Below are 19,437 nucleotides of genomic sequence, written 5' to 3'. Positions count from 1 at the left end.
CCGCCAGTTGCCAGTTATAGCTTTTCCGTTTTCATAATTGGGCCTAGTTTGCGGCCCAGTTGAAATTGTTAACACCCACAAAAGAATTTTTTATGAAATGCTTGTATCTAGTAGCGGCCGCAGCGCTCTGCTGTGCCGGAACGTATGCCCAGAACATTCCACAGGAAGAAGAGAATGCCCAGGAAGTACTTTATCAGCGCGTGAAAAAGCCCACCATGCCGCTGCCGGAGGGCCCTGACGGAGATGAGGCCACCAATCGCCCTAAAACAGGGCCCCTCAAAAAAATTACCGCCACCCGCAGCATGCAGCCGGTGCAGCAGCTGGTATTTACCGAAGCAGATGCGCCCGGCGTAGCCAAACTCATGCGCGGCGCTTTTTGTGCCGCACCGGTGGTGGAGGCAGACCTGGAGCCCGTGTACAACTCCGTGAAAGCCCACATGCCGCTGTACCTGCCGTACAAAAACAGCAGCACCGGCATCTGGCAGGGATTTTATTACAGCTGGGACAATGATAACGACGGCAACAATGACGCCCACCGCGCCATAGATTACGGCAAAACCTCCGTGGCAGCCGGGGAAGACCCCACCTTTGGCGTGTATGCCATTGCGCCTGGCAAAGTGATAGACGTGAAGTGGTCTGACGGGGGCGGCAACATTGTGACCGTAGAACACACAGCGCCCGACGGTTATAAATACAGGAGCACCTACCTGCACCTGCGCAACGGGTATGACCATGACCGCGCCAAGGCCAAGGCCACCAGCGGAAAATATAAGGACTTTGCCACCAACGGCACCACCAGCCAGTTGTGCTGGGGTACCAACAGCCAGAAAATTGCCGTAAAGGTAAATGACATCGTGAAAGCCGGCCAGTTCCTGGCATATGCGGGCAACACCGGCTCCGGCGGCATTGGCGTAATACTGAAAGACGACGGAACGCTCAAAAACCCGGATACCCGCTCCTTTAACGTACACCTGCACTTTGAAGTAAGGGTAAAAGACACGCGCCCGGGCCATACTACGGAATGGGTGCGTGTAGACCCTTACGGCTCCTACAACCATGCCGGGGTAGACTGTTACGACCTGGAGGCCGCCACGCCGTATGCCCGGCTGTTTGCCCCCTTCTACCCCAGTTTCCACAACGTACCGCTTGACCTTGTGAACAAGTTCTGGAGCTATTACACCGGCATGGGCATGGCCCTGCAAACCGTGAGCGTAGACCGCAGCGGCAGCAACCTCTATGCCGCCGGCTCCTTCCAGTGGGGGCTGCCGGGCTCCTGGTATGCCCGGTTCTACATGAACGGCACCACCTACCAGCAGTTCTTCAGCTCGTATGACCAGCAGGGGTACCGCCCCCGCCAGCTCTCCGTTACGAAAGACGGCAGCGGCAACCCACGGTTTTCCGCCATCTGGGAAAGAAAACCTGCCGGGCAAAGCGCCGTTTCCGTGCATAACCGTGACGATGCCAATTTTGACGCGCTCTGGAAAGATTACATCGTGAACAAAAAATGGCACGTGCAGGAGCATGTTGACTATACTGTGAACGGCAAACGCTACCATGCCGCTGTGTTCGTGAACAAACCGAACGACAATGGTTTTTATCTCTACTACGGCATGAAAGGAGCCGATTTTGACAAGAAGTTTGACGAGCTGTACAAAAACTGGGAACTGCGCAGCATCAACGTGAACGGCAACACCGTGGGCGGCGTATGGCGCCCCAAAAAGAGCAATTACGCCGCTTACTACGGCATGACCTCTTCGGGCTACCAGGCTAAATTCAACCAGTTCAGCGCGGAAGGCCTCCGCCTCATCAAAGTGCAGAACTACGATAATAATGGCCGTTTTAGCGCCATCTGGGCGAAATAAAACGCCCCTTAACCCCAAAAATGCAGGGTGTCCGCCAAAACGGGCATCCTGCTTTATTTTTTACCGTATTTTTGCAGCCGCAAATGGTAAAGATCGATCATATAACGCTGCCGGATTTTCCGTTGCTGCTGGCGCCCATGGAAGATGTGAGCGACCCTCCCTTCCGCGTGGTATGCAAGGCCAACGGTGCAGACCTGGTATATACGGAATTCATCTCCAGTGAAGGCCTCATCCGTGATGCCATCAAATGCCGCCGCAAGCTGGATATTTTCGACGAAGAAAGGCCCACCGGCATCCAGATCTTTGGCGGGGATGAAGAGCGCATGGCCCTGGCCGCCAAAATAGTAGACGTTACCCGGCCCGAGCTGCTGGACATTAACTTCGGCTGCCCTGTAAAAGGCATTGTGGCCAAAGGCGCGGGTTCCGGCGTGCTGAAAGACCTTCCGCTGATGGTGCGGCTTACAGATGCCTGCGTAAAATCCACCAACCTGCCCGTTACCGTTAAAACCCGGCTGGGCTGGGACGATGCCACCAAAAACATAGAAGAAGTAGCCGAGCGCCTGCAGGACGTAGGCGTGAAAGCGCTGACCATTCATGGCCGTACCCGCTGCCAGATGTATAAAGGAGAGGCAGACTGGAGCCTGATCGCCAAAGTGAAAAACAATCCCCGCCTACACATCCCCATTTTCGGCAACGGGGATATAGACAGCCCGCAGAAAGCACTGGAATACAAAAACCGCTATGGCATAGACGGCATCATGATAGGCCGCGCCGCCATTGGCTACCCCTGGATATTCCGGGAAGTGCGCCACTACCTGCAAACAGGTGAAGAGCTGCCCGCGCCTACCGTGGCAGAACGCGTGGAGGTATGCCGCCAGCACCTGCGCAAATCACTGCAATGGAAGGGCCCTGCTGCGGGCATTTACGCCATGCGCCGCCATTATCTCAATTACCTGAAAGGCCTGCCCGGCATCAAGGAGTTCCGCAGCCGGCTGGTTACACTCAATGACCCGGAAGAGATCAATGCCGTGCTGGACGAAGTACTACGGGCGTATGAAGGGTTTGAGATGGAGAAAACGCCCATCCAGCTTGTAGATTATCACACCAACTGCCAGTTGTGACCTTACTGGCAAGCCTGCTTCCTGTACGGAGTGGGATCGAATTTCAATAATTCGTCCTGGCTGTTGAACACGGGGTTGCCCTGCGTGTCCATGCTGTCTGCTATAGCCTCATAAGCCTGATCTCCCATCAGCTTGAACACTACCTGGCGGGTGCTTTGCGTGCCTTCCGCCTGGAAGCTGTAGGAAGCGCGGAGTATATTGTCATTCAGCTGCCCGTCCAGGATGCCGCTGCTTTTGTCTTTCTCGAAAAAGTCATAATCCAGCACGCCGTCTACCTTATCTCCTTCTACCAGCACCTGCAGCAAAAACGTGTCTTTCCCCACCGCTTTCATATAGCAGGTAGCGCTGGTATTGGTAAGCTCGGGGTTGGTTACGGCGGAGTCACGCTCTTTTTTGGAGGGTGCGGAATTGCAGGAAAACAATGCTCCGGCCAGTACACAAGCGGATAATAAGGCTGTTTTCATCATAAAATAAATCTACTAAATAATTTTTAAATGCTACTGACATAGGGCTGTCACAACCGCGCCGGAACTTTGAATTAACAAACCAAAAAAACTGAATTATGTTGTCAATCATTCCAAGCCTCCTCAAAGAAATGGCGCAAGAAGCCCAAACCACCCGCAAAATGCTGTCTATTGTTCCTTCAGACAAACTGGACTGGCAGCCCCATCCCAAAAGCATGACCATGCGCGCCCTGAGCGCCCACATTGCAGAGCTGCCCTCCTGGGTAAGCATGGCGGTGAATACCGATGAGCTTGACTTTGCCACCGCTCCCTACGAACAGCCGGTGGTGAACAGCCGGGAAGACCTGCTGGCCATGTTCGAGAAATCTTATGAAGAAGGCCGTTCCGAACTGGAAAAAACCGATGAAGCGCTGCTGGACAAGATCTGGACGCTGCGCACCGGCGATACCATTCACAGCGCCACCTCCAAGGCGGAAGTGATACGCATGGCGTTCTGCCAGACGGTACACCACCGCGCGCAGCTGGGCGTATACCTTCGCCTGCTCAACATCCCCATTCCGGGCAGCTATGGCCCCAGCGCAGACGAGATGGGGCTTTAATGGAGCAATGTAGATAAATGTGCGGGTTGACGCGGCCGGCTGATGTCGTAAAAAGCAACGCCATTGGCCAGCTGCGCAATCAGCACACCCCTGTGGGGGATCACGTCCCGATAGTCGTGGCCGGAGATACGGTTTTCCAGGGCCGGCTGTTCCCGCGTGCTGATGTCATATACCAGCAACCCGTTGGTACCGTCACACACATACAGCGCAGTTCCCGTTGCACCCAGGCCGTATGGCCCTTTCAACACCATCGTCCTTAACATTTTCGGGCTCCTGATGTCTGCCACGTCATACACCATCAGCGCATTCTGCGTACCTCCGCAGCCTGTGCCCGCGCGCAGGGTTACATAAGCCGTATTGCCGATAGCCACCACGGGATCGCAGGCACGAAGGTGCTGCACCATACTCTCCAGCTTGGGGCTGGCCGGGTCTGCCAGGCTGCAGATGTAAAGGCCGGTAGACGAGCCGATGAACAGGTTGCCGTCATAAGGGAAGATAGTTTCAATATCCCGGCCCAGAGACACTTCGGTTTTGAATACCGGAGAACCGGGCGCGGTAACATCATATACCTTCAATTGCTGCGAGTTAACTACGTACATGTAGTTGCCAACAATGGTAAAACGCGCCAGCGAGCCGCCTTTGCCGCTGTCTGGTGTGGGTGTGCCGGCATTGTCTTTTGAACAGCCTGCCAGCAGCAATAACGCTCCGGCCAGGGAAAACAGGATCGCTCTCATCTGAAAAAACAATTTGAGGTGTACACTTTCTTTTTCTGCCATCCAACCACGGAGCCTTTTGACGGGTCTACACACTCATAATACACCATCCGCTCCGGCGGGGTTTGCGAAGTAACATCCGGGAACACGTTCCGGATGCGTGACTTTTCTTCCACCGCGGGGTATTTGCTTACGTCCAGCACCACCATGTCCCCGTAATGATTGGTAAACAGCATGGAGTCTTTCAGCGCCACCTCTGTACAGCCGGGCACATTCAGAAAGCCCAGTTTCACGGGATGCTGCCTGTCCGCATAATCGATGATATGAATACCGGCGCCGCCTTCCACCTGGAAGAGCTTGTCGCCGATAACAAAGATCTTCCCGCCGTTAGTGATGGGCCGCACAGCCGCGGCGCCGATCTTCAGCGATGGATGGTCTGCAGGGCCGTAAACGGGAGCATAGCCGTCTACCAGCTGGGGAGCAGGCACTCTTCTAACGGGGTAAAAGCTGGACAACACCAGCAAGATGAGTAAACAGGGAAAAATAATGCGCAGCATACGTATGATATTACAGGGTTATGTAATATCAAAACGATGCTGCGCTATTGAAAGTTACAGGTAACGGAAGTTTAATTCTTCCTGATCCACTTTTCGTTGATGTAGAAAGTGCCGAAAGGGATGATGGAAGCGCCCAGGGCAATGGCCGTTTTTTTCAGGCTCCAGTTAAGGGCTATTTTCACCTCAATGGCCAATATCACGTACAACACAAACAGAAGGCCGTGCGCCATACCCACCTGCCTGTTCAGCCAGGGCTCATCTGCAAAATATTTCAGGGGCATGGCCACAAATATCAGCAGCAGGAACGAGATGCCCTCCAGCCAGGCTATGATGCGGAATCTTTTAATTGCGTTCATGCTGCAATACTACGCCACAGGCGTCATTCTGCATATGATTCTCGTCATGCCGCGGGCCGCAATGCAGCTAGGGCCTGATTACCAGCAGATTGCCGCTCTTTACCGGTAGCCTTGCGCCTGCAGGTGAAACAGCTCCGCGTAACGGCCGCCCTTTTCCAGCAGTTGCTCATGGCTGCCAATTTCCACCAGCTCTCCCCTTTCCAGCACCAATATACGGTCTGCCATGCGTACCGTGGAAAAGCGGTGAGAAATGAGCACGGCGGATTTGCCTTTTGTAAGGTCTGCAAAACGCAGGAACACTTCATATTCCGCGCGGGCGTCCAGTGCGGCGGTGGGCTCGTCCAGTATCAGCACCTGTGCATTTTTCATGTAGGCGCGGGCCAGCGCTATTTTCTGCCATTCCCCGCCAGACAGCTCCACGCCGTTGCTGAAGCGGCGGCCCAGCATCTGGTTGTACCGGCCCGGCAGCCTTTCCGTCAGTTCATTGGCCATGCTTTTGTAGGCCGCGTTCTCTACCATGGGCTGGTTGTTGTACTCATCAATATTGCCAACGGCAATGTTTTGCCGCAACGTCATCTGGTAGCGCTGGAAGTCCTGGAAAATAACGCCGATCTGTTTGCGCAGCTCGCGCAGGTCATACTCCCGAAGATCGTGCCCGTCCAGCAGAATACGCCCTTCCGTAGGGTCATACAGGCGGGCCAGCAATTTTACCAGGGTAGTTTTTCCTGCGCCGTTCTCTCCCACCAGCGCCAGTTTTTCTCCGGGGCGCAATGTGAAGCTGAGGTGACGGTTGGCCCAGCGCTCCGCATGCAGGTAGCGGAAGCCCACGTTCTCAAATACAAAACCTTCCCGGATAGGATTGGGAAAAGGCCGTGCATGCGGCTGCTGCACAATGCGGGGCGTTATTTCAAAAAACTCGAAAAGGTCACGTAAATAAATAGCGCCCTGCGTTACACTGGTGAAGCGCATCAGCACCCCTTCCAGCAGCCCGCGCAGCTGACGGAAAGACCCGCCAAGAAAGGCCAGGTCGCCAATGCTCAGCTGGCCTTTTACTGTTTGCAGGATGATGATCACATACGCTGTGTAATATCCCGCGCTGCCAACAATGGCAAAGAGCACCGCCCAGATGTTGTAGCGGATGGACAACTTTTTTTTATCGTGATAGAATTTATCTGACAGTGCGCGGAAGCGTTCTACCAGGTAGTCTGACAGGTTGAAGATCTTTACCTCTTTCACAGATTCGTCGCTGGCGCCCAGGTAGCGGATATAATCCAGCTCCCGCCGGTCTGAGGTCTGGCCCCAGGCCAGCGCATAAAAGCGGTCATTGAAATGCGTTTCCGCCAGGAAGGCAGGTATGACGGACACCAGCAGCAGCAAGATCAGCCAGGGGCTGAAGCTCACAAGGCCCGCCGCCAGAAAGCCCATAGTCACCACATCCTGCACCTGTGAAAGCACCTGCGAGAGCAGGATGGTGCGGCCCATGGTTTGCTGGCGCGCACGTTCCAGCTTGTCATAAAAAGTAGAATCTTCAAACTGGTCGAGGTCTAGCGTGGCGGCGTGCTGCATAATGCGCACGGAAGTGTAGTTGGCCACCTGCTCTCCCAGCAGCCCGTCCAGCAGGGAGATGGCACGCCCCAATGCGCCGCTGGCAATTACCAGCGCAAACTCCAGCGCCACCAGTTCCCAGAGGTACTGGTAGCTGAGGTCTCCTTTCACCTGCGTCATGCGCACCACTTCATCAATGATGAGCTTGCCTGTGTACAGCAGCGCCAGCGGCGTGGCAGATTGCGCGCCGCGCAGCAATATGTTGGCAGTTGTAAGCGCGGGGCTGGTTTGCCATACCAGCTTGAAGAACGCCGGCAGGTTGCGCAACGCGGCCATCCTTTCCCGAAAGCTTACATCCGGCTCACCGGGTTTTCTGCCGGGTCTTTTCATGGTGTTGTGTATTAAGTTGAAAAAGTAGTACTGGCAGTACCAAATATTTTACAATGTAGCTGTTTTGGCAGAAATGATTTTTTTGTTAGGAAAGAATAAAATAATTTACAGGTATGATGACAAAAGAACAACCAACCACCATTGATTATTCCTGGCAAAACGGGAACACTGTTTTTGCTAAAATGTTACGTGACCAGTGGAGAATAGCGGATGCCATACGTAATGGCATTCCTTTATCCACATTGACGGATATCAGGTTTATAGATCCTTTTGCAGACCCGCAACGGGAAAAGCTATCGGGGGCTACTATCTAGAGCTGTCAGATAAATCACCAGCCTTTTTACTGCGTCGTTATTTACTCACGTGTAAAACCCATTGTTTTGTTACCACGTTACGATCTTTCTCCAACGAGAAACGGATACATGTTTATTACTGCAACCGGAGCTTGTTACCATTTACATTTCACAGAATATTATCTGACAGACTGCGCAGGAAAAGAGTTGATAATACCTGCATTTGCTTTCCTGGCGGAAGAGGCCATCAGACACATATACGATGAAAAAGTCAGGAATACCATCATTTATGCGCTTTCCAACTACTTCAACAAAAATAAATGCGCCTGCCTATCTTATATCTGTGACACTAAAGACGGTTATGCACGGCACAGAAACATCATTTTCAGGAAATGGCTGAGAGAAACCGGTCATATGTCTATTGAAAGATTTGACTGCAAAAAAGAATACAATCTGTCTGGTTTATATGCCTCCATACTGATACGGTCAGAAAACCCGCTGAAGGAATACTATCTGGACGCATTCACAAAAGCATTGCGAGCGCACTCAGCGGGTTGCCGGGTTCGCAGATGCCATCACCGGACATACTGCCGGCACCGGGAATAAGATGGCTTATCCTGAACACTGACTAAAGGGGGTTAAGGCACACCCTACTCCGCAACGATCACCTTCACCCCGCGCTCCGTCAACATGCGCACGGTTTCCTGCGGTACCAGGCTGTCAGTAATAATATAATCCACCTGCTCCAGGCTGCAGATGCGGCCAATGCCGCGGCGGTCAAATTTGGAGCTGTCTGCCATTACCACTACGGTTTGGGAGAGGCCTATCATTTTCATGTTCAGGCTGGCTTCAGACAGGTTGGTGATAGAGAGGCCAAATTCAGGGTCTATGCCATCCACCCCAACAAACAGCACGCCGCATGAAATATCGTCCAGCAGCCGCTCCGCAAAAGAACCCGCTGCGGCAGATGAGCTTTGGTGAATGAGGCCGCCTATCTGCAGCACGTCTACATGCGGCCGGTTACACAGCTCCAGCGCTACTTTCAGGGCCGGGGTAATAACGGTGAGATGTTTAACCGGGTGCAGGGCGCGGGCCAGCTCAAACACCGTAGTGCCGGAGCCTATGATAATGGAATCGTTCTGCCCTATCAGGGTCAGGGCAGCTTTGGCTATCTTTTTCTTTTCTTCTGATTTGATGAATTCCTTTTCGTTAATGGGGCGCTCAACAGTATAGGGGTTCTGCGTGGAGCCACCGCCCTTGGTGCGGAACAACAGCTTTTTTTCTTCCAGCAGCTTCAGGTCTTTCCGGATGGTAACCCCGGATACCTGTAAAGATTCACTCAGTTCCTGTATATCTACCCGGCCGTTTTCCTGCAGTTTTTGCAGGATGTGCTGGTGCCTGTCTGTTATGTTCATATCGCGAAATGGTCTTCTTTATGTTTAAATTCCTTTCATCAAAAGTAATATTTTCTTTCAAATGTTCCGGCAGCCGGCCAATTACCATGCTTGTTAAATCCACTTACAATGCAGATCAATCGCTGGTTTTGAATACTTTCACAAACTTTATTTTAATTAAATTTTGTTTAATTAAGTTTAATTTCTACTTTGCAGGAGACAAATTTTCCACGAAACCCAATTTCACCACAACAACTGATACCACATGTCAACGTTTTATGAAAAAACAGGAATTCCCCGGCAGTTATTATGGGGCTATATCGGCATCATGATCTTTATGATGGGCGACGGTATTGAACAGGGCTGGCTCAGCCCCTACCTGGTAGATCATGGTATGACCGTACAGCAGTCTGCCACCCTGTTTACCGTTTACGGCATTACCATTGCCATTTCTGCCTGGTTTTCCGGCGTGCTGGCGGAAGGTTTTGGCGTGAAACGCACCATGGCGGCCGGCCTGCTCCTCTATTGCCTGGGCACGGTAGGCTTTGTAGGTTTCGGTATGCCGGAGCTGAACTTCCCCGTTATGCTGCTCACTTATGCGCTGCGTGGCTTCGGTTATCCCTTGTTTGCCTACTCCTTCCTGGTATGGATTGCTTACAGCAGCCCGCAAAAGCAGCTGGGCCGCGCCGTTGGCTGGTTCTGGTTCGTATTCACCGGCGGCCTCAACGTACTGGGCGCCTATTACTCCAGCTGGGCCATCACCCGCTTCGGGCATCTCAATACCTTGTGGACCTCTCTCTTCTGGGCCCTGCTGGGCGCGCTGTTTGCGCTGGTACTGAATAAAACCAGCGCACAAAAAACCGCCGCGCCGGGCAACCGCGCCAAAGAGCTGGTAAAAGGCCTCACCATTGTGAAAGAAGAGCCCAAAGTGCTGCTGGGCGGCATTGTACGGGTCATCAATACAACAGCGCAATTCGCCTTCCCTGTTTTTCTGCCCATGTACATGGCCCGCCACGGTTTTGACACCACGCAGTGGCTGCAGATCTGGGGTACCATCTTCACCGCCAATATCATTTTCAACCTCATCTTCGGTTTTGTGGGAGACCGCCTGGGCTGGCGCAATACCATCATGTGGTTTGGCGGCGTAGGCTGCGCGGTGACCACCCTCCTGTTCTATTACGCCCCGCAGATCTGGCAGGGCAGCTTCTGGATGGTGATGACCGCCGGCGTGCTCTGGGGCGCCTTCCTGGCCGGCTACGTGCCGTTAACGGCCCTGGTGCCTTCACTGGTACAGAAAGACAAAGGTGCGGCCATGGCCATCCTCAACCTGGGCGCCGGCCTGCCGGTATTTGTTGGCCCCGCTATTGTTGGCCTCTTTATAGGTATGGCGGGCGAAGAGGGCGTGATCTGGATACTGGCCGTGCTCTATCTCGTAAGCGCCGTACTAACCCGTTTTATCACCCTTCCAGACAATGCTAAGACACTACATCACCATACGATTAAAACAGAACAATACGCATGAGAATTTTGATCACAGCCCCCTACAATGAAAAAGGATTACAGGAAATCGAGCAACAATTCGGGGAAGTTGTATACAGATCATGGAAACCCAATGGCCGCGCCTGGAATGAGGAAGAGCTGCTGGCCCTGCTGGAAGAAAGCAGCGCCGAAGCCCTCATCACAGAACATGACCATGTAACCGCGCGCGTGATTGCCGCCAACCCGCAGCTGCAGTTCATTGGCGTGTGCCGCGGCACCCCCTCCAACGTAGCCGTGCCCAAAGCCACGGAACTGGGCATCCCGGTATTTTTTACACCGGCCCGCAATGCGCAGGCCGTAGCGGAAATGTTCATCTCCAATGTGATCATGCTGCTGCGCAACACCATTCCCGGCATCAACTGGCTGAAAGACCGGCAATGGCAGGAAGGCGCGCATGATTCTTACCTCCACTTCAAAGGCAACGAGCTGGCCGGCAAAACCATCGGCATGGTGGGCTTTGGCGCCATCGGGCAACTGATTGCGCGCATGGTAAAAGACTACCCTTGCCAGATCCAGTTCTTTGACCCTTATGTAACCGAACATAACCCGGCATACCGTAAATTGAGCATTGAAGAAGTGTTTGCCACCAGCGATATTGTGTCTGTTCACCTGCCGGTAACGGCAGAAACCAAGGGCATGATAGGCAGCAGCCTGTTATCGAAAATGAAAAAAGACGCCATTTTTGTGAACACGGCCCGCGCCTCCGTAGTACAGCGGGAAGCGCTGCTCGGCGTGCTGGAGAAAAATGCCATCCGCGGCGCCATCCTGGACGTATTTGACAACGAGCCGCCGGACGCCATAGACTACCGCATCATTGACATGCCGCACGTGATAGCCACCCCGCACATTGCCGGCGCTACCCACGAAGTGGAAGACCACCATGTGGACATTCTCAACCGCGCACTGATACAATGGTTTGCCAACGGCAACAAATCTATTGCTGAACTTGCCAACAAGGAAATACGCTCAATACAGGTCAATGGTTAACGATCACGCATATATTATTGTAGACATAGGCACCGGCAACGTGCGCGTAGCCGCCGCCACCCCTGCGGGTGAAGTGCTGGGCGTAGCGCGGGAAGACATTGTGTATGTCAAAGACCCGCTCTACCCCGATTCAATTTATTTTGAGCCGGAGCAACTCTGGCAGCAGGTACTCCGCCTTGCCAAACAGGTGATACCTGACGGGCGCGTGAAAGCCATTACGGCCACCAGCCAGCGGGAAGGCATTGTACTGCTTTCCGCCGAAGGCGAGTCTCTCATCGGCCTGCCCAACATAGACCACCGCGGCAGGGAATGGGAGCACATCATGGCAGACAAAAGCAGGGTGTACCAGCTCACCGGCCGCTACCCCACTTCCCTGTTCTCCGCCATGAAGCTGGTAGGCATCCGCGAGCGGCGCCCGGAAATATGGGCTAAAACCGCTTCTTTCCTCAGCATCAGCAACTGGATAGAATACAAGCTCAGCGGCATTAGCCGCTATGAGCACTCCCAGGCCTCCGAAACGCTGCTGTACGACGTGGCAAAGAAACAATGGAGCCCCGAGCTCTGCGCCGTATTCGGCCTGAGCCCGGCGCTGCTGCCGCCCATTGCCGCCTCCGCCACCATACTGGGCCCCATCCGCCCGGGTGTGGCCAAAGAGCTGCAATTACGGGATGACGTGCAGATAGTGGTAGGTGGAGGCGATACGCAGCTGGCCATCAAAAGCACCCGCCCGGCGGTAGATGATATGGTGATCGTATCAGGCACCACCACACCCATTGTAAAACTGACAGGCACGTATACACTGGATGATGACGAACGCACCTGGACGAGCCGGGATATTGAAGACGGCCGCTTTGTATTCGAAGCCAACGCCGGCGTAACCGGCCTGAACTACCAGCGCCTGAAAGAGATCTTCTATCCGAACGAAGGCTACGATGTAATTGAGCAGGAGCTGGCCGCCAATACGCATACCTTCTGCATGGCATCACTGGGTTCCCTGCTGGCGGATGAAGAGGTGGCGCTTACCCGCGGCGGCTTCATTTTCCCTGCGCCCGTTTCTCACCTGCTCACCCGCGGCTCTTTTGTATGGGCTACCATATTGGACATTGCCTGCTCCATTGTCAAAAATTACCGCATTCTGGCGGAAGTAGCCGGCCATCAGCCTGACTACATCTGGGGTTGCGGCGGCGGGCTGCAGAGCAAGGTGTTGCGGCAGATCATTGCCAACCTCACGGGTAAAAAGGTGCAGATGCGCCGCTCTTTCCAGCAATCTTCCGCCATTGGCGGCGCGCTTATCTGCAACGAAGCGCTGCAGGTGAACGTGGAGATGGACGGCAGCACGGAAACCGTTTACCCGCAGGATGAAGCCTATTACGCGGATTTGTACGCGGAATGGGAGAAAACAAGGAACCATTTCAGGAATATGAATTAACATGGATTATTTTATAGGCATAGATGTAGGCACACAGGGCGCGCGCGTGCTGCTGACAGATGAACAGGGCCGCCCCGTGGCCGCGCACGAAGAACAGTTTCCCCTTCACCGCGAAGAGCAGGACCCGGAACACTGGTGGGCCGCCTGCCTCCGCTCCCTGGAGCAATTGCCGGAAGGCTACAACATCAAAGCCATATCAGTCACCTCCACCTCCGGCACCATTATTCCCCTGGGCCACAACGGGCGCCCGCTCCACAACGCCATCATGTATAGCGACGGGCGGCAGGCGGAAGAAGGCAAACTGTGCCGCCAGCTGGCCCTGGAGCACCACCCCGGCGGCTATACGGGGTTCAACACTTCCAGCGGCCTGCCCAAAATGCTCTGGTTCGTCAAACAATACCCGCAAAAGGCGGAACAGCTCTACAAGTTCATTCACGCGGCAGACTATATCATCGGTAAATTGTGCGGGCGCTTTGACCGCAGTGATTTTACCAATGTGTTAAAATCCGGTTACGATGTTGAAGCGCAACGCTGGCCGGAATATATTTGGGAAAAATTGCCGCTGCGCCGGGAGTGGCTGCAAGAGGTAGTACCCTCCGGCACGCCCCTGGGCGCCGTTACCGCGCGTATCAAAGGGCTCAACGGAAACATTGTGGTAGTGGCCGGTATGACAGACGGCTGCGCTTCGCAGGTGGCCTCCGGCGCGGTGAACCCGGGCGACTGGAATACCACCATTGGCACCACGCTGGTAGTAAAAGGTGTTACCACCGCCGCCATCAAAGACCCGGAAGACCGCCTGTACAGCCACCGCCACCCGGAAGGCTACTGGATGCCCGGCGGGGCCAGCAACACCGGCGCAGACTGGGTGACCAAACTCTTTGCCAACCGCCTGCAGGAGCTGAATGAGGCCGCCGCCCTGCTCTACCCCACGAGGCACCTGGTGTACCCGCTGATGCAGCAGGGAGAGCGTTTTCCCTTCATTGCCCCGCAGGCACAGGGCTTTGAAACACCGGGCCTTACCGATGCAGAGCGCTTTACGGCCGGCATGGAAGGCGTGGCCTACATTGAGAAGCTGGCTTATGAGATGATAGAAAAACTGTCTGGCGAACAGGTGAAAGCCGTGTACACCGCCGGCGGCGCCAGCAACAGCCATGTATGGCTCAACATCCGTTGCAACGTGCTCAATCTGCCTTTGTATAAAATGGAACAGGTGAGCGGCGCTGCAGGGGCCGCTATACTGGCCGCCTCCAAAACACGGTACGCCACGGTAATGGAAGCCGCCGCCGCCATGGCCCGTACGGAAAAGACCGTAAGGCCGGAGCCCGGCAAGGCCGCCCGCTACATTGACGGGTACCAGCGGTTTAAGAACAAACTGATTGAAAAAGGATACATTCCGCAACATACTTATGCTTAAAGTTTTTTTACTCCGCCACGGCCAGACGGCCTGGAATGCGGACAACAACAGGTACTGCGGCAGGTCAGACATTTCGCTGACGGCCAAAGGCATACAACAGGCCGAACTGGTAAAGGAGCAGCTGAAACATATCACCTTTGACGGCGTGTACTCCTCTCCCCTGGAGAGGGCGTTCATGACTGCCAATATTGCCACCGGCGCGCATGTAAAAAAAGACGCCCGGCTGATAGAAGCGGATTTCGGGGATTGGGAAAAGAAGACCAAGGAGGAATTTATTGCCGAAAACCCTTTGCTCTGGCAAAACTGGATGGAAGATCCCGCCGTGTACCGCGCAGGCGGCACAGGTGAAACCGGCATGGAAATAGTCACCCGCGTAGACGCCTTTTTCAACGATGTACGTCAACATCACGCAGAGGGCAACATACTGGTGGCGGCCCACAACGGCGTGAACCGCCTCTACCTGGCCTACAAGCTGGGCATGCCCCTGCGCAACTACCGCATGCTGGTGCAAGACAATGCTTCCATCACCATGTTCACCCTGGCGGCAGACGGCGCCTTTACGCTGGAACATCTGAACTCGAAATTCTGACAACGCATCTAAAAAGTAAAATCCCTTACCTGTTATTGTATATCGCAAAGCGGAGGCTCAATGGCCTCCGCTTTTTTATGGCATCCATGGTTTAAATCCCTATATTCGGGAAAAGCACCCCTTATGGCTACCATTACCATGATCGTTATTGCCTGCATTGCCCTTATCCATGTGTATATCCTTTGGCTTGAAATGTTTGCATGGACAACGCGCGCCCCCAAAGTGTTCAAACAGATACCCCGCGAGCTGTTCGCCCCTACCCGCACACTGGCGGCCAACCAGGGCCTCTATAATGGCTTTCTGGCCGCGGGGCTGGTATGGAGCCTGTTTATCAGGCAGCCGGAATGGGCAGAGAACGTGGCGGCCTTTTTCCTGGCCTGTGTAGCCATTGCCGGTTTTTACGGCGCCGCAAGCGCCAGCCGCAAGATCTTTTTTGTACAGGCGTTGCCTGCCTTAATCGGGCTGTTCCTGCTGGTGATGTTCTAGCTTTTTCTTCCGGAAATACCACATGGCCGCGAGCGTACCTGTTATGCCTGTTACGCCCGCCACCATCACCAGCTGCGTATAAAACTCCAGCCAGTTCACCTTGCCGGCCATTACGCCCGCGCCTATCATCACCGCCACACTGCCCAGGTAACCGTACGCGTCTGCAATATAGATCAGGAAACCCGCGTTGCCGTTGAAACGGAAAGCGGCAATAAAACGGTCAAACAAAATACTGTTGAAAGGGATGTACACCATATACAGTCCCAGCCCTACCAGCAGCATCCAGTAGTACATAGGCAGCGCCTGTTGCCTGAAAAACAATGTTGCCAGCAGGGCCGTACAGAAACCTGCCAGCATGATGCCATGCGCCAGCATAAAAGCTTTGAAGTTGTTGCGCAGCCAGATCATGACCGCTATCAGCACCAATATCACAAGGGAGATCAGCGTTTCCGTTCTCGCAAATACCCCGGGCATAAATGTAACGCCTGATTCCCGCCACATATCCGCCATAAAGCTGTCACGCACTTCGCGTAAAATAGTAACAAGAATATAGATCACGGTGAGCACCGTAATACCCGGCAGAAACCCGCTCAGCAAGGCTTTGCGGTCTGCCTTCGCCATGGGCTGGCGGTCCATGCGCTGCAGCTTGTCTTCCGCATCAGGCGGCGGAATTTTCTCCAGCAGCCATACGAACAATATCAATGCGGGAGCAAAGATGCAGCCTACGGTGAAGGGCATCCAGTACTCGCTCACCTGCCAGGCGTTCATCACCCATTGCGCCGTGGTTTTGGCCAGGCCTGAGGCGAATATGAAGCTGACGGCCAGCGCCGCGCTGATGAGGTCTGTAGTGCGCCTTCCTTCCACGTAAGAAAACACAATGCCCCAGATGAGGCCCAGCGGAAAACCGTTCAGCGCCAGGCACCAGAAATTGTAAGGCGGCGGCAGCAGGGCAAAGAGCAGCCAGGCCGTCCAGGCAATGCCCACCAGCAGCCATATCAGCCAGTGACGGCGTACGCGGGGTAATGCCGCAATGAAGCGGATGCCGTAAAATTTGCTGGCCATGTAACCCGCTATCTGTGTTACCACCAGTACCACCTTGTAGTCCGTTCCGAACAGCTGGTGCCCTTCAAAGGGCGCTACGTTAAAGGCCTTGCGGTAAGCGAAAATGGCGGTGTAGGCGCAAAAACCGGTAATGGCCGCCAACAGGGCCACCCATATCTGGCGGTTAGTAAAACGGACTGCTGACATAGGAACTGAAGATACATGCTAAATCCCGTAATAAAAACAGGGCCGCCCGCAGTTGCAGGCAGCCCCGTTGTATGTGTGAGTAACGATCAATGGCCTATTTTAATGAGCCGCAGTATCTGGCGTTGGGTACCCTGTATGATCTCTGCATAGTACATGCCGCCGGGGTAGTTGCCGCCGATGGTCAACGTGCTGTTGGGCGCTATGCCGCTGCGGCTTTCCACCAGCTGCCCGTTGCTGTTGTAGATGTTCAGCTGGATGGGCAATGCAGCAGCGCTCTTCATCAGCAACACAAACTGGCTGAACGTGGGGTTGGGCAGGGCTATGACCGCCAGGCCGTCCCCATGCGTCCACGGTTTATTGCCCGGTACCAGTACGTTGGTGCTGGCCGTGCTTACGTTACCGGCGCTGTCTGTGCTGGTTACGGTGATCGTGTATACGCGGCCGTTACCCAGCGGCAGGCGTTGCGCCCGGAGCTTCACAGTATGGCCGTCTACCACTTCCCAATCAGGGGCGCCCCATACCGGCTCGTTGCTGGTTACAGTGATCACGCTGGTAACAGGGCTGCAATCCGTCACACTGTAGTTCACCGTTACAGGCACCATCTGGTTGTTGGGAACGGTGATGAGCGCCGGGTTGGTACCCAGGCCCGCTATCTGCGGTGCAAGGGTGTCTTTCAGGTGTACGGCAAAGCTGCAGGTATCCGCCTTGCCGCCTGCATTAACGGCCACCAGGCGTACCAGGCTGTTATGGGCCACCAGGCTGCCCGGCGCCGGCAGCTGGGTAATGGTAACGCCTGTGGTATCAGCCACTATGCCCAGTTGACGGAAGTCCGGCAGCTCCGCCATACAGAGGGCGTTGCCGTACAGCTCCTGCATACCCGGACAAACGATCTCCGGCGCCAGGTTGGCGGAAAGATTGGTGAGGCCGCTTTCATTATGGTAACGGTCAAGCGCCGTTACCGCATAGTAGTAAGTAGTATTGGGAACGGCGGTCTTGTCTGTATACACCGTTTCGCTGCCGTTGGTGATGGCCAGTATATTATCTGCGGATGTGGTGTCTATCTGGGGATGGGTGGAGCGGTAGATCACGAACTGCCGCGCCCTGTCCATTTCCCCGGTACCCGCCGTGTTTGTCCAGCTCAGGAGCACGGAGTCTGCCTGCTGCTGCGCGTCCAGGGCAACGGGCGCCGTGGGCGCCACCGCATCACGCCAGGGCATGGCGGGCTGCAGGGCCGGTTTGTTATAGAACACCAGGCGCAGTGAATCCCGGAAGCGGTTCTTGTTATTGCGCAGGCTGGTAGTGTTGTAGATAGACTGGCCGTAGATGTTGGGATACAAGCTGTCACGGTTCATCCTTACCTGCCGTGGTATCTGCGTAGAGTCTGTTTTCCAGTTGGCATTCGCATCGTCCAGCACCTTATAGCCTGCCATGCCGATATAGATATGCCGGCCGGCGGCCTGGTTGTTCCACCAGGGTATCAGGGCAGCGTAATTGGCGCCGGGTTGCCCTATCCACCAGTATACCTGCGGCATGATGTAATCTACCCAGCCTTCCTGCAACCAGCGTTTGGTATCGGCAAACAGCGTCACATAGTGCTGCAGGCCGCTGGTGGGCGAGCCCACGTTAGGGTCTATGCTGTTGCGGTAAATGCCGGAGGGAGATACGCCGAACTTCACCCAGGGCTTTTTGGCCCGGATGCTGTCATATGCCCGTTTGATGAGCAGGTTCACATTATCCCTGCGCCAGTCTTCCTTTACAGTGAAACCACGGGGATAGGCGGCAAAAGTAGCATCGTCGTTATACGGGGTAACGCCGGCCGGAGCGGCGGGCGGGTAAAAATAATCGTCGAAGTGGATGCCGTCTACATCGTAACGGGTCACAATGTCATTGATCACGCTCATGATATGGTCCCGCACTGCAGGCAGCCCCGGGTCAAGTACCTGCAGGGTGCCTTGCGTCAGCAGCCACTCCGGGTGCTGCTTGGCTACGTGGCTGGCCGCAAAATTGGGCAGGTTGGCGGTATTGCCCACGGCCCGGTAAGGGTTGAGCCATGCATGGAACTCCATGCCGCGCTTGTGGCATTCTTCAATGGCAAAGGCCATGGGGTCCCAGGGAGTGGAAGGCGGTACGCCCTGCGTGCCGGTCAGGTCGTTACTCCAGGGCTCTATTTCACTGGGGTACAAGGCATCGCACTGGCTGCGCATCTGTACGTACAACACGTTGATGCCGGTAGCTTTGTGATGGTCTGCAATGGTGATGAATGCCGCCCTTTGCTGGGCCGGCGTTTGCGTTTTATTGGGCCAGTCTATACCAAAGTAAGAGGCTACCCAGGCGCCGCGTAATTCCCTTTTGGGGGCTTTCTGCGCGTTGGCAAAGAGGGGCAAAAGGCTGCAGAGCAGCAGAAGGCGTAGAGTTTTAGGCATTTTCCGGGGATTTTGGTTGATAACGGTT

At 54.7% G+C, this 19,437-nt stretch carries 18 protein-coding genes; 10 read left to right on the top strand and 8 right to left on the bottom strand.

Translation table 11 applies throughout. The features are described 5' to 3' along the window. Positions 1 to 92 precede the first annotated feature (92 nt). Together ABDW36_RS23405 and dusB are read left to right on the top strand one after the other, a co-directional pair. Positions 93 to 1,862, top strand: coding sequence for a hypothetical protein (locus ABDW36_RS23405; protein WP_343704362.1), 1,770 nt, complete (start codon positions 93 to 95; stop codon positions 1,860 to 1,862). Positions 1,863 to 1,945: 83 nt separating this feature from the next. Then, positions 1,946 to 2,983, top strand: a complete 1,038-nt coding sequence (dusB, locus tag ABDW36_RS23400; protein ID WP_343704361.1) for a tRNA dihydrouridine synthase DusB — start codon at positions 1,946 to 1,948, stop codon at positions 2,981 to 2,983. Between the two features lie 2 nt (positions 2,984 to 2,985). Here the strand turns inward: dusB and ABDW36_RS23395 are convergent, their stop codons facing one another. After that, a complete protein-coding gene (locus ABDW36_RS23395) occupies positions 2,986 to 3,450 on the bottom strand; it encodes a hypothetical protein (protein WP_343704360.1) in 465 nt (154 codons plus the stop codon). 95 nt (positions 3,451 to 3,545) lie between these two features. Between ABDW36_RS23395 and ABDW36_RS23390 the strand changes: the two genes are divergently transcribed. Continuing rightward, the gene (locus ABDW36_RS23390) at positions 3,546 to 4,046 is read left to right on the top strand and encodes a DinB family protein (RefSeq protein WP_343704359.1); all 501 of its coding nucleotides are present in this window, start codon (positions 3,546 to 3,548) and stop codon (positions 4,044 to 4,046) included. Here the strand turns inward: ABDW36_RS23390 and ABDW36_RS23385 are convergent. The 4 genes from ABDW36_RS23385 to ABDW36_RS23370 all read right to left on the bottom strand — a co-directional run bounded on the left by ABDW36_RS23385 (position 4,043) and on the right by ABDW36_RS23370 (position 7,607). Continuing rightward, the gene (locus ABDW36_RS23385) at positions 4,043 to 4,780 is read right to left on the bottom strand and encodes a hypothetical protein (RefSeq protein ID WP_343704358.1); all 738 of its coding nucleotides are present in this window, start codon (positions 4,778 to 4,780) and stop codon (positions 4,043 to 4,045) included. The two genes, ABDW36_RS23390 and ABDW36_RS23385, sit on opposite strands and share 4 nt — an antisense overlap. Next, positions 4,777 to 5,316, bottom strand: coding sequence for a hypothetical protein (locus ABDW36_RS23380; protein WP_343704357.1), 540 nt, complete (start codon positions 5,314 to 5,316; stop codon positions 4,777 to 4,779). Before ABDW36_RS23380 ends, ABDW36_RS23385 begins: the two co-directional genes overlap by 4 nt. 71 nt (positions 5,317 to 5,387) lie before the next feature. Continuing rightward, complete coding sequence (locus tag ABDW36_RS23375) at positions 5,388 to 5,672, bottom strand: DUF3817 domain-containing protein (protein WP_343704356.1); 285 nt, start codon at positions 5,670 to 5,672, stop codon at positions 5,388 to 5,390. Positions 5,673 to 5,771: 99 nt separating this feature from the next. Further along, a complete protein-coding gene (locus tag ABDW36_RS23370) occupies positions 5,772 to 7,607 on the bottom strand; it encodes an ABC transporter ATP-binding protein (RefSeq protein ID WP_343704355.1) in 1,836 nt (611 codons plus the stop codon). Between the two features lie 113 nt (positions 7,608 to 7,720). On the opposite strand from ABDW36_RS23370, the gene ABDW36_RS23365 reads away from it, so the two are divergent. Next, positions 7,721 to 7,921 carry a hypothetical protein gene (locus tag ABDW36_RS23365; RefSeq protein WP_343704354.1) on the top strand — a complete coding sequence of 67 codons (201 nt, stop codon included), beginning with the start codon at positions 7,721 to 7,723 and terminating at the stop codon, positions 7,919 to 7,921. 629 nt (positions 7,922 to 8,550) lie between these two features. Here ABDW36_RS23365 and ABDW36_RS23360 read toward each other — a convergent pair. Continuing rightward, entirely contained in the window at positions 8,551 to 9,315 is a 765-nt protein-coding gene (locus ABDW36_RS23360) for a DeoR/GlpR family DNA-binding transcription regulator (RefSeq protein ID WP_343704353.1), read from the bottom strand. A 244-nt stretch (positions 9,316 to 9,559) separates the two neighbouring features. Here ABDW36_RS23360 and ABDW36_RS23355 point away from each other — a divergent pair, with 244 nt between their 5' ends. The 6 genes from ABDW36_RS23355 to ABDW36_RS23330 all read left to right on the top strand — a co-directional run bounded on the left by ABDW36_RS23355 (position 9,560) and on the right by ABDW36_RS23330 (position 15,738). Continuing rightward, positions 9,560 to 10,816 (top strand): MFS transporter, encoded by a 1,257-nt coding sequence (locus ABDW36_RS23355; RefSeq protein WP_343704352.1) that lies wholly within the window; start codon positions 9,560 to 9,562, stop codon positions 10,814 to 10,816. After that, positions 10,813 to 11,820 (top strand): NAD(P)-dependent oxidoreductase, encoded by a 1,008-nt coding sequence (locus ABDW36_RS23350; RefSeq protein WP_343704351.1) that lies wholly within the window; start codon positions 10,813 to 10,815, stop codon positions 11,818 to 11,820. Before ABDW36_RS23355 ends, ABDW36_RS23350 begins: the two co-directional genes overlap by 4 nt. Further along, positions 11,813 to 13,249, top strand: coding sequence for an FGGY family carbohydrate kinase (locus ABDW36_RS23345; RefSeq protein WP_343704350.1), 1,437 nt, complete (start codon positions 11,813 to 11,815; stop codon positions 13,247 to 13,249). The genes ABDW36_RS23350 and ABDW36_RS23345 overlap by 8 nt, the downstream gene beginning before the upstream one ends. Before the next feature lies 1 nt (position 13,250). Further along, the gene (locus ABDW36_RS23340) at positions 13,251 to 14,663 is read left to right on the top strand and encodes an FGGY-family carbohydrate kinase (protein WP_343704349.1); all 1,413 of its coding nucleotides are present in this window, start codon (positions 13,251 to 13,253) and stop codon (positions 14,661 to 14,663) included. Next, positions 14,656 to 15,252, top strand: coding sequence for a histidine phosphatase family protein (locus ABDW36_RS23335; RefSeq protein ID WP_343704348.1), 597 nt, complete (start codon positions 14,656 to 14,658; stop codon positions 15,250 to 15,252). The genes ABDW36_RS23340 and ABDW36_RS23335 overlap by 8 nt, the downstream gene beginning before the upstream one ends. 123 nt (positions 15,253 to 15,375) lie before the next feature. Next, positions 15,376 to 15,738: a DUF1304 domain-containing protein gene (locus ABDW36_RS23330; protein ID WP_343704347.1), complete on the top strand. Its 363-nt coding sequence runs from the start codon at positions 15,376 to 15,378 to the stop codon at positions 15,736 to 15,738. On the opposite strand, the gene ABDW36_RS23325 is transcribed toward ABDW36_RS23330, so the two are convergent. Both ABDW36_RS23325 and ABDW36_RS23320 read right to left on the bottom strand, forming a co-directional pair. Further along, positions 15,706 to 16,986, bottom strand: coding sequence for a DUF5690 family protein (locus tag ABDW36_RS23325; protein ID WP_343704346.1), 1,281 nt, complete (start codon positions 16,984 to 16,986; stop codon positions 15,706 to 15,708). The two genes, ABDW36_RS23330 and ABDW36_RS23325, sit on opposite strands and share 33 nt — an antisense overlap. An 86-nt stretch (positions 16,987 to 17,072) precedes the next feature. Further along, positions 17,073 to 19,409, bottom strand: a complete 2,337-nt coding sequence (locus tag ABDW36_RS23320) for a family 10 glycosylhydrolase (protein ID WP_343704345.1) — start codon at positions 19,407 to 19,409, stop codon at positions 17,073 to 17,075. Positions 19,410 to 19,437 lie beyond the last annotated feature (28 nt).

It is taken from the genome of Chitinophaga sp. (genome assembly GCF_039596455.1).
GTDB lineage: Bacteria > Bacteroidota > Bacteroidia > Chitinophagales > Chitinophagaceae > Chitinophaga.
Note: the sequence above shows the minus strand (reverse complement) of the source record. Positions and strands in the feature narration are given on the sequence as shown.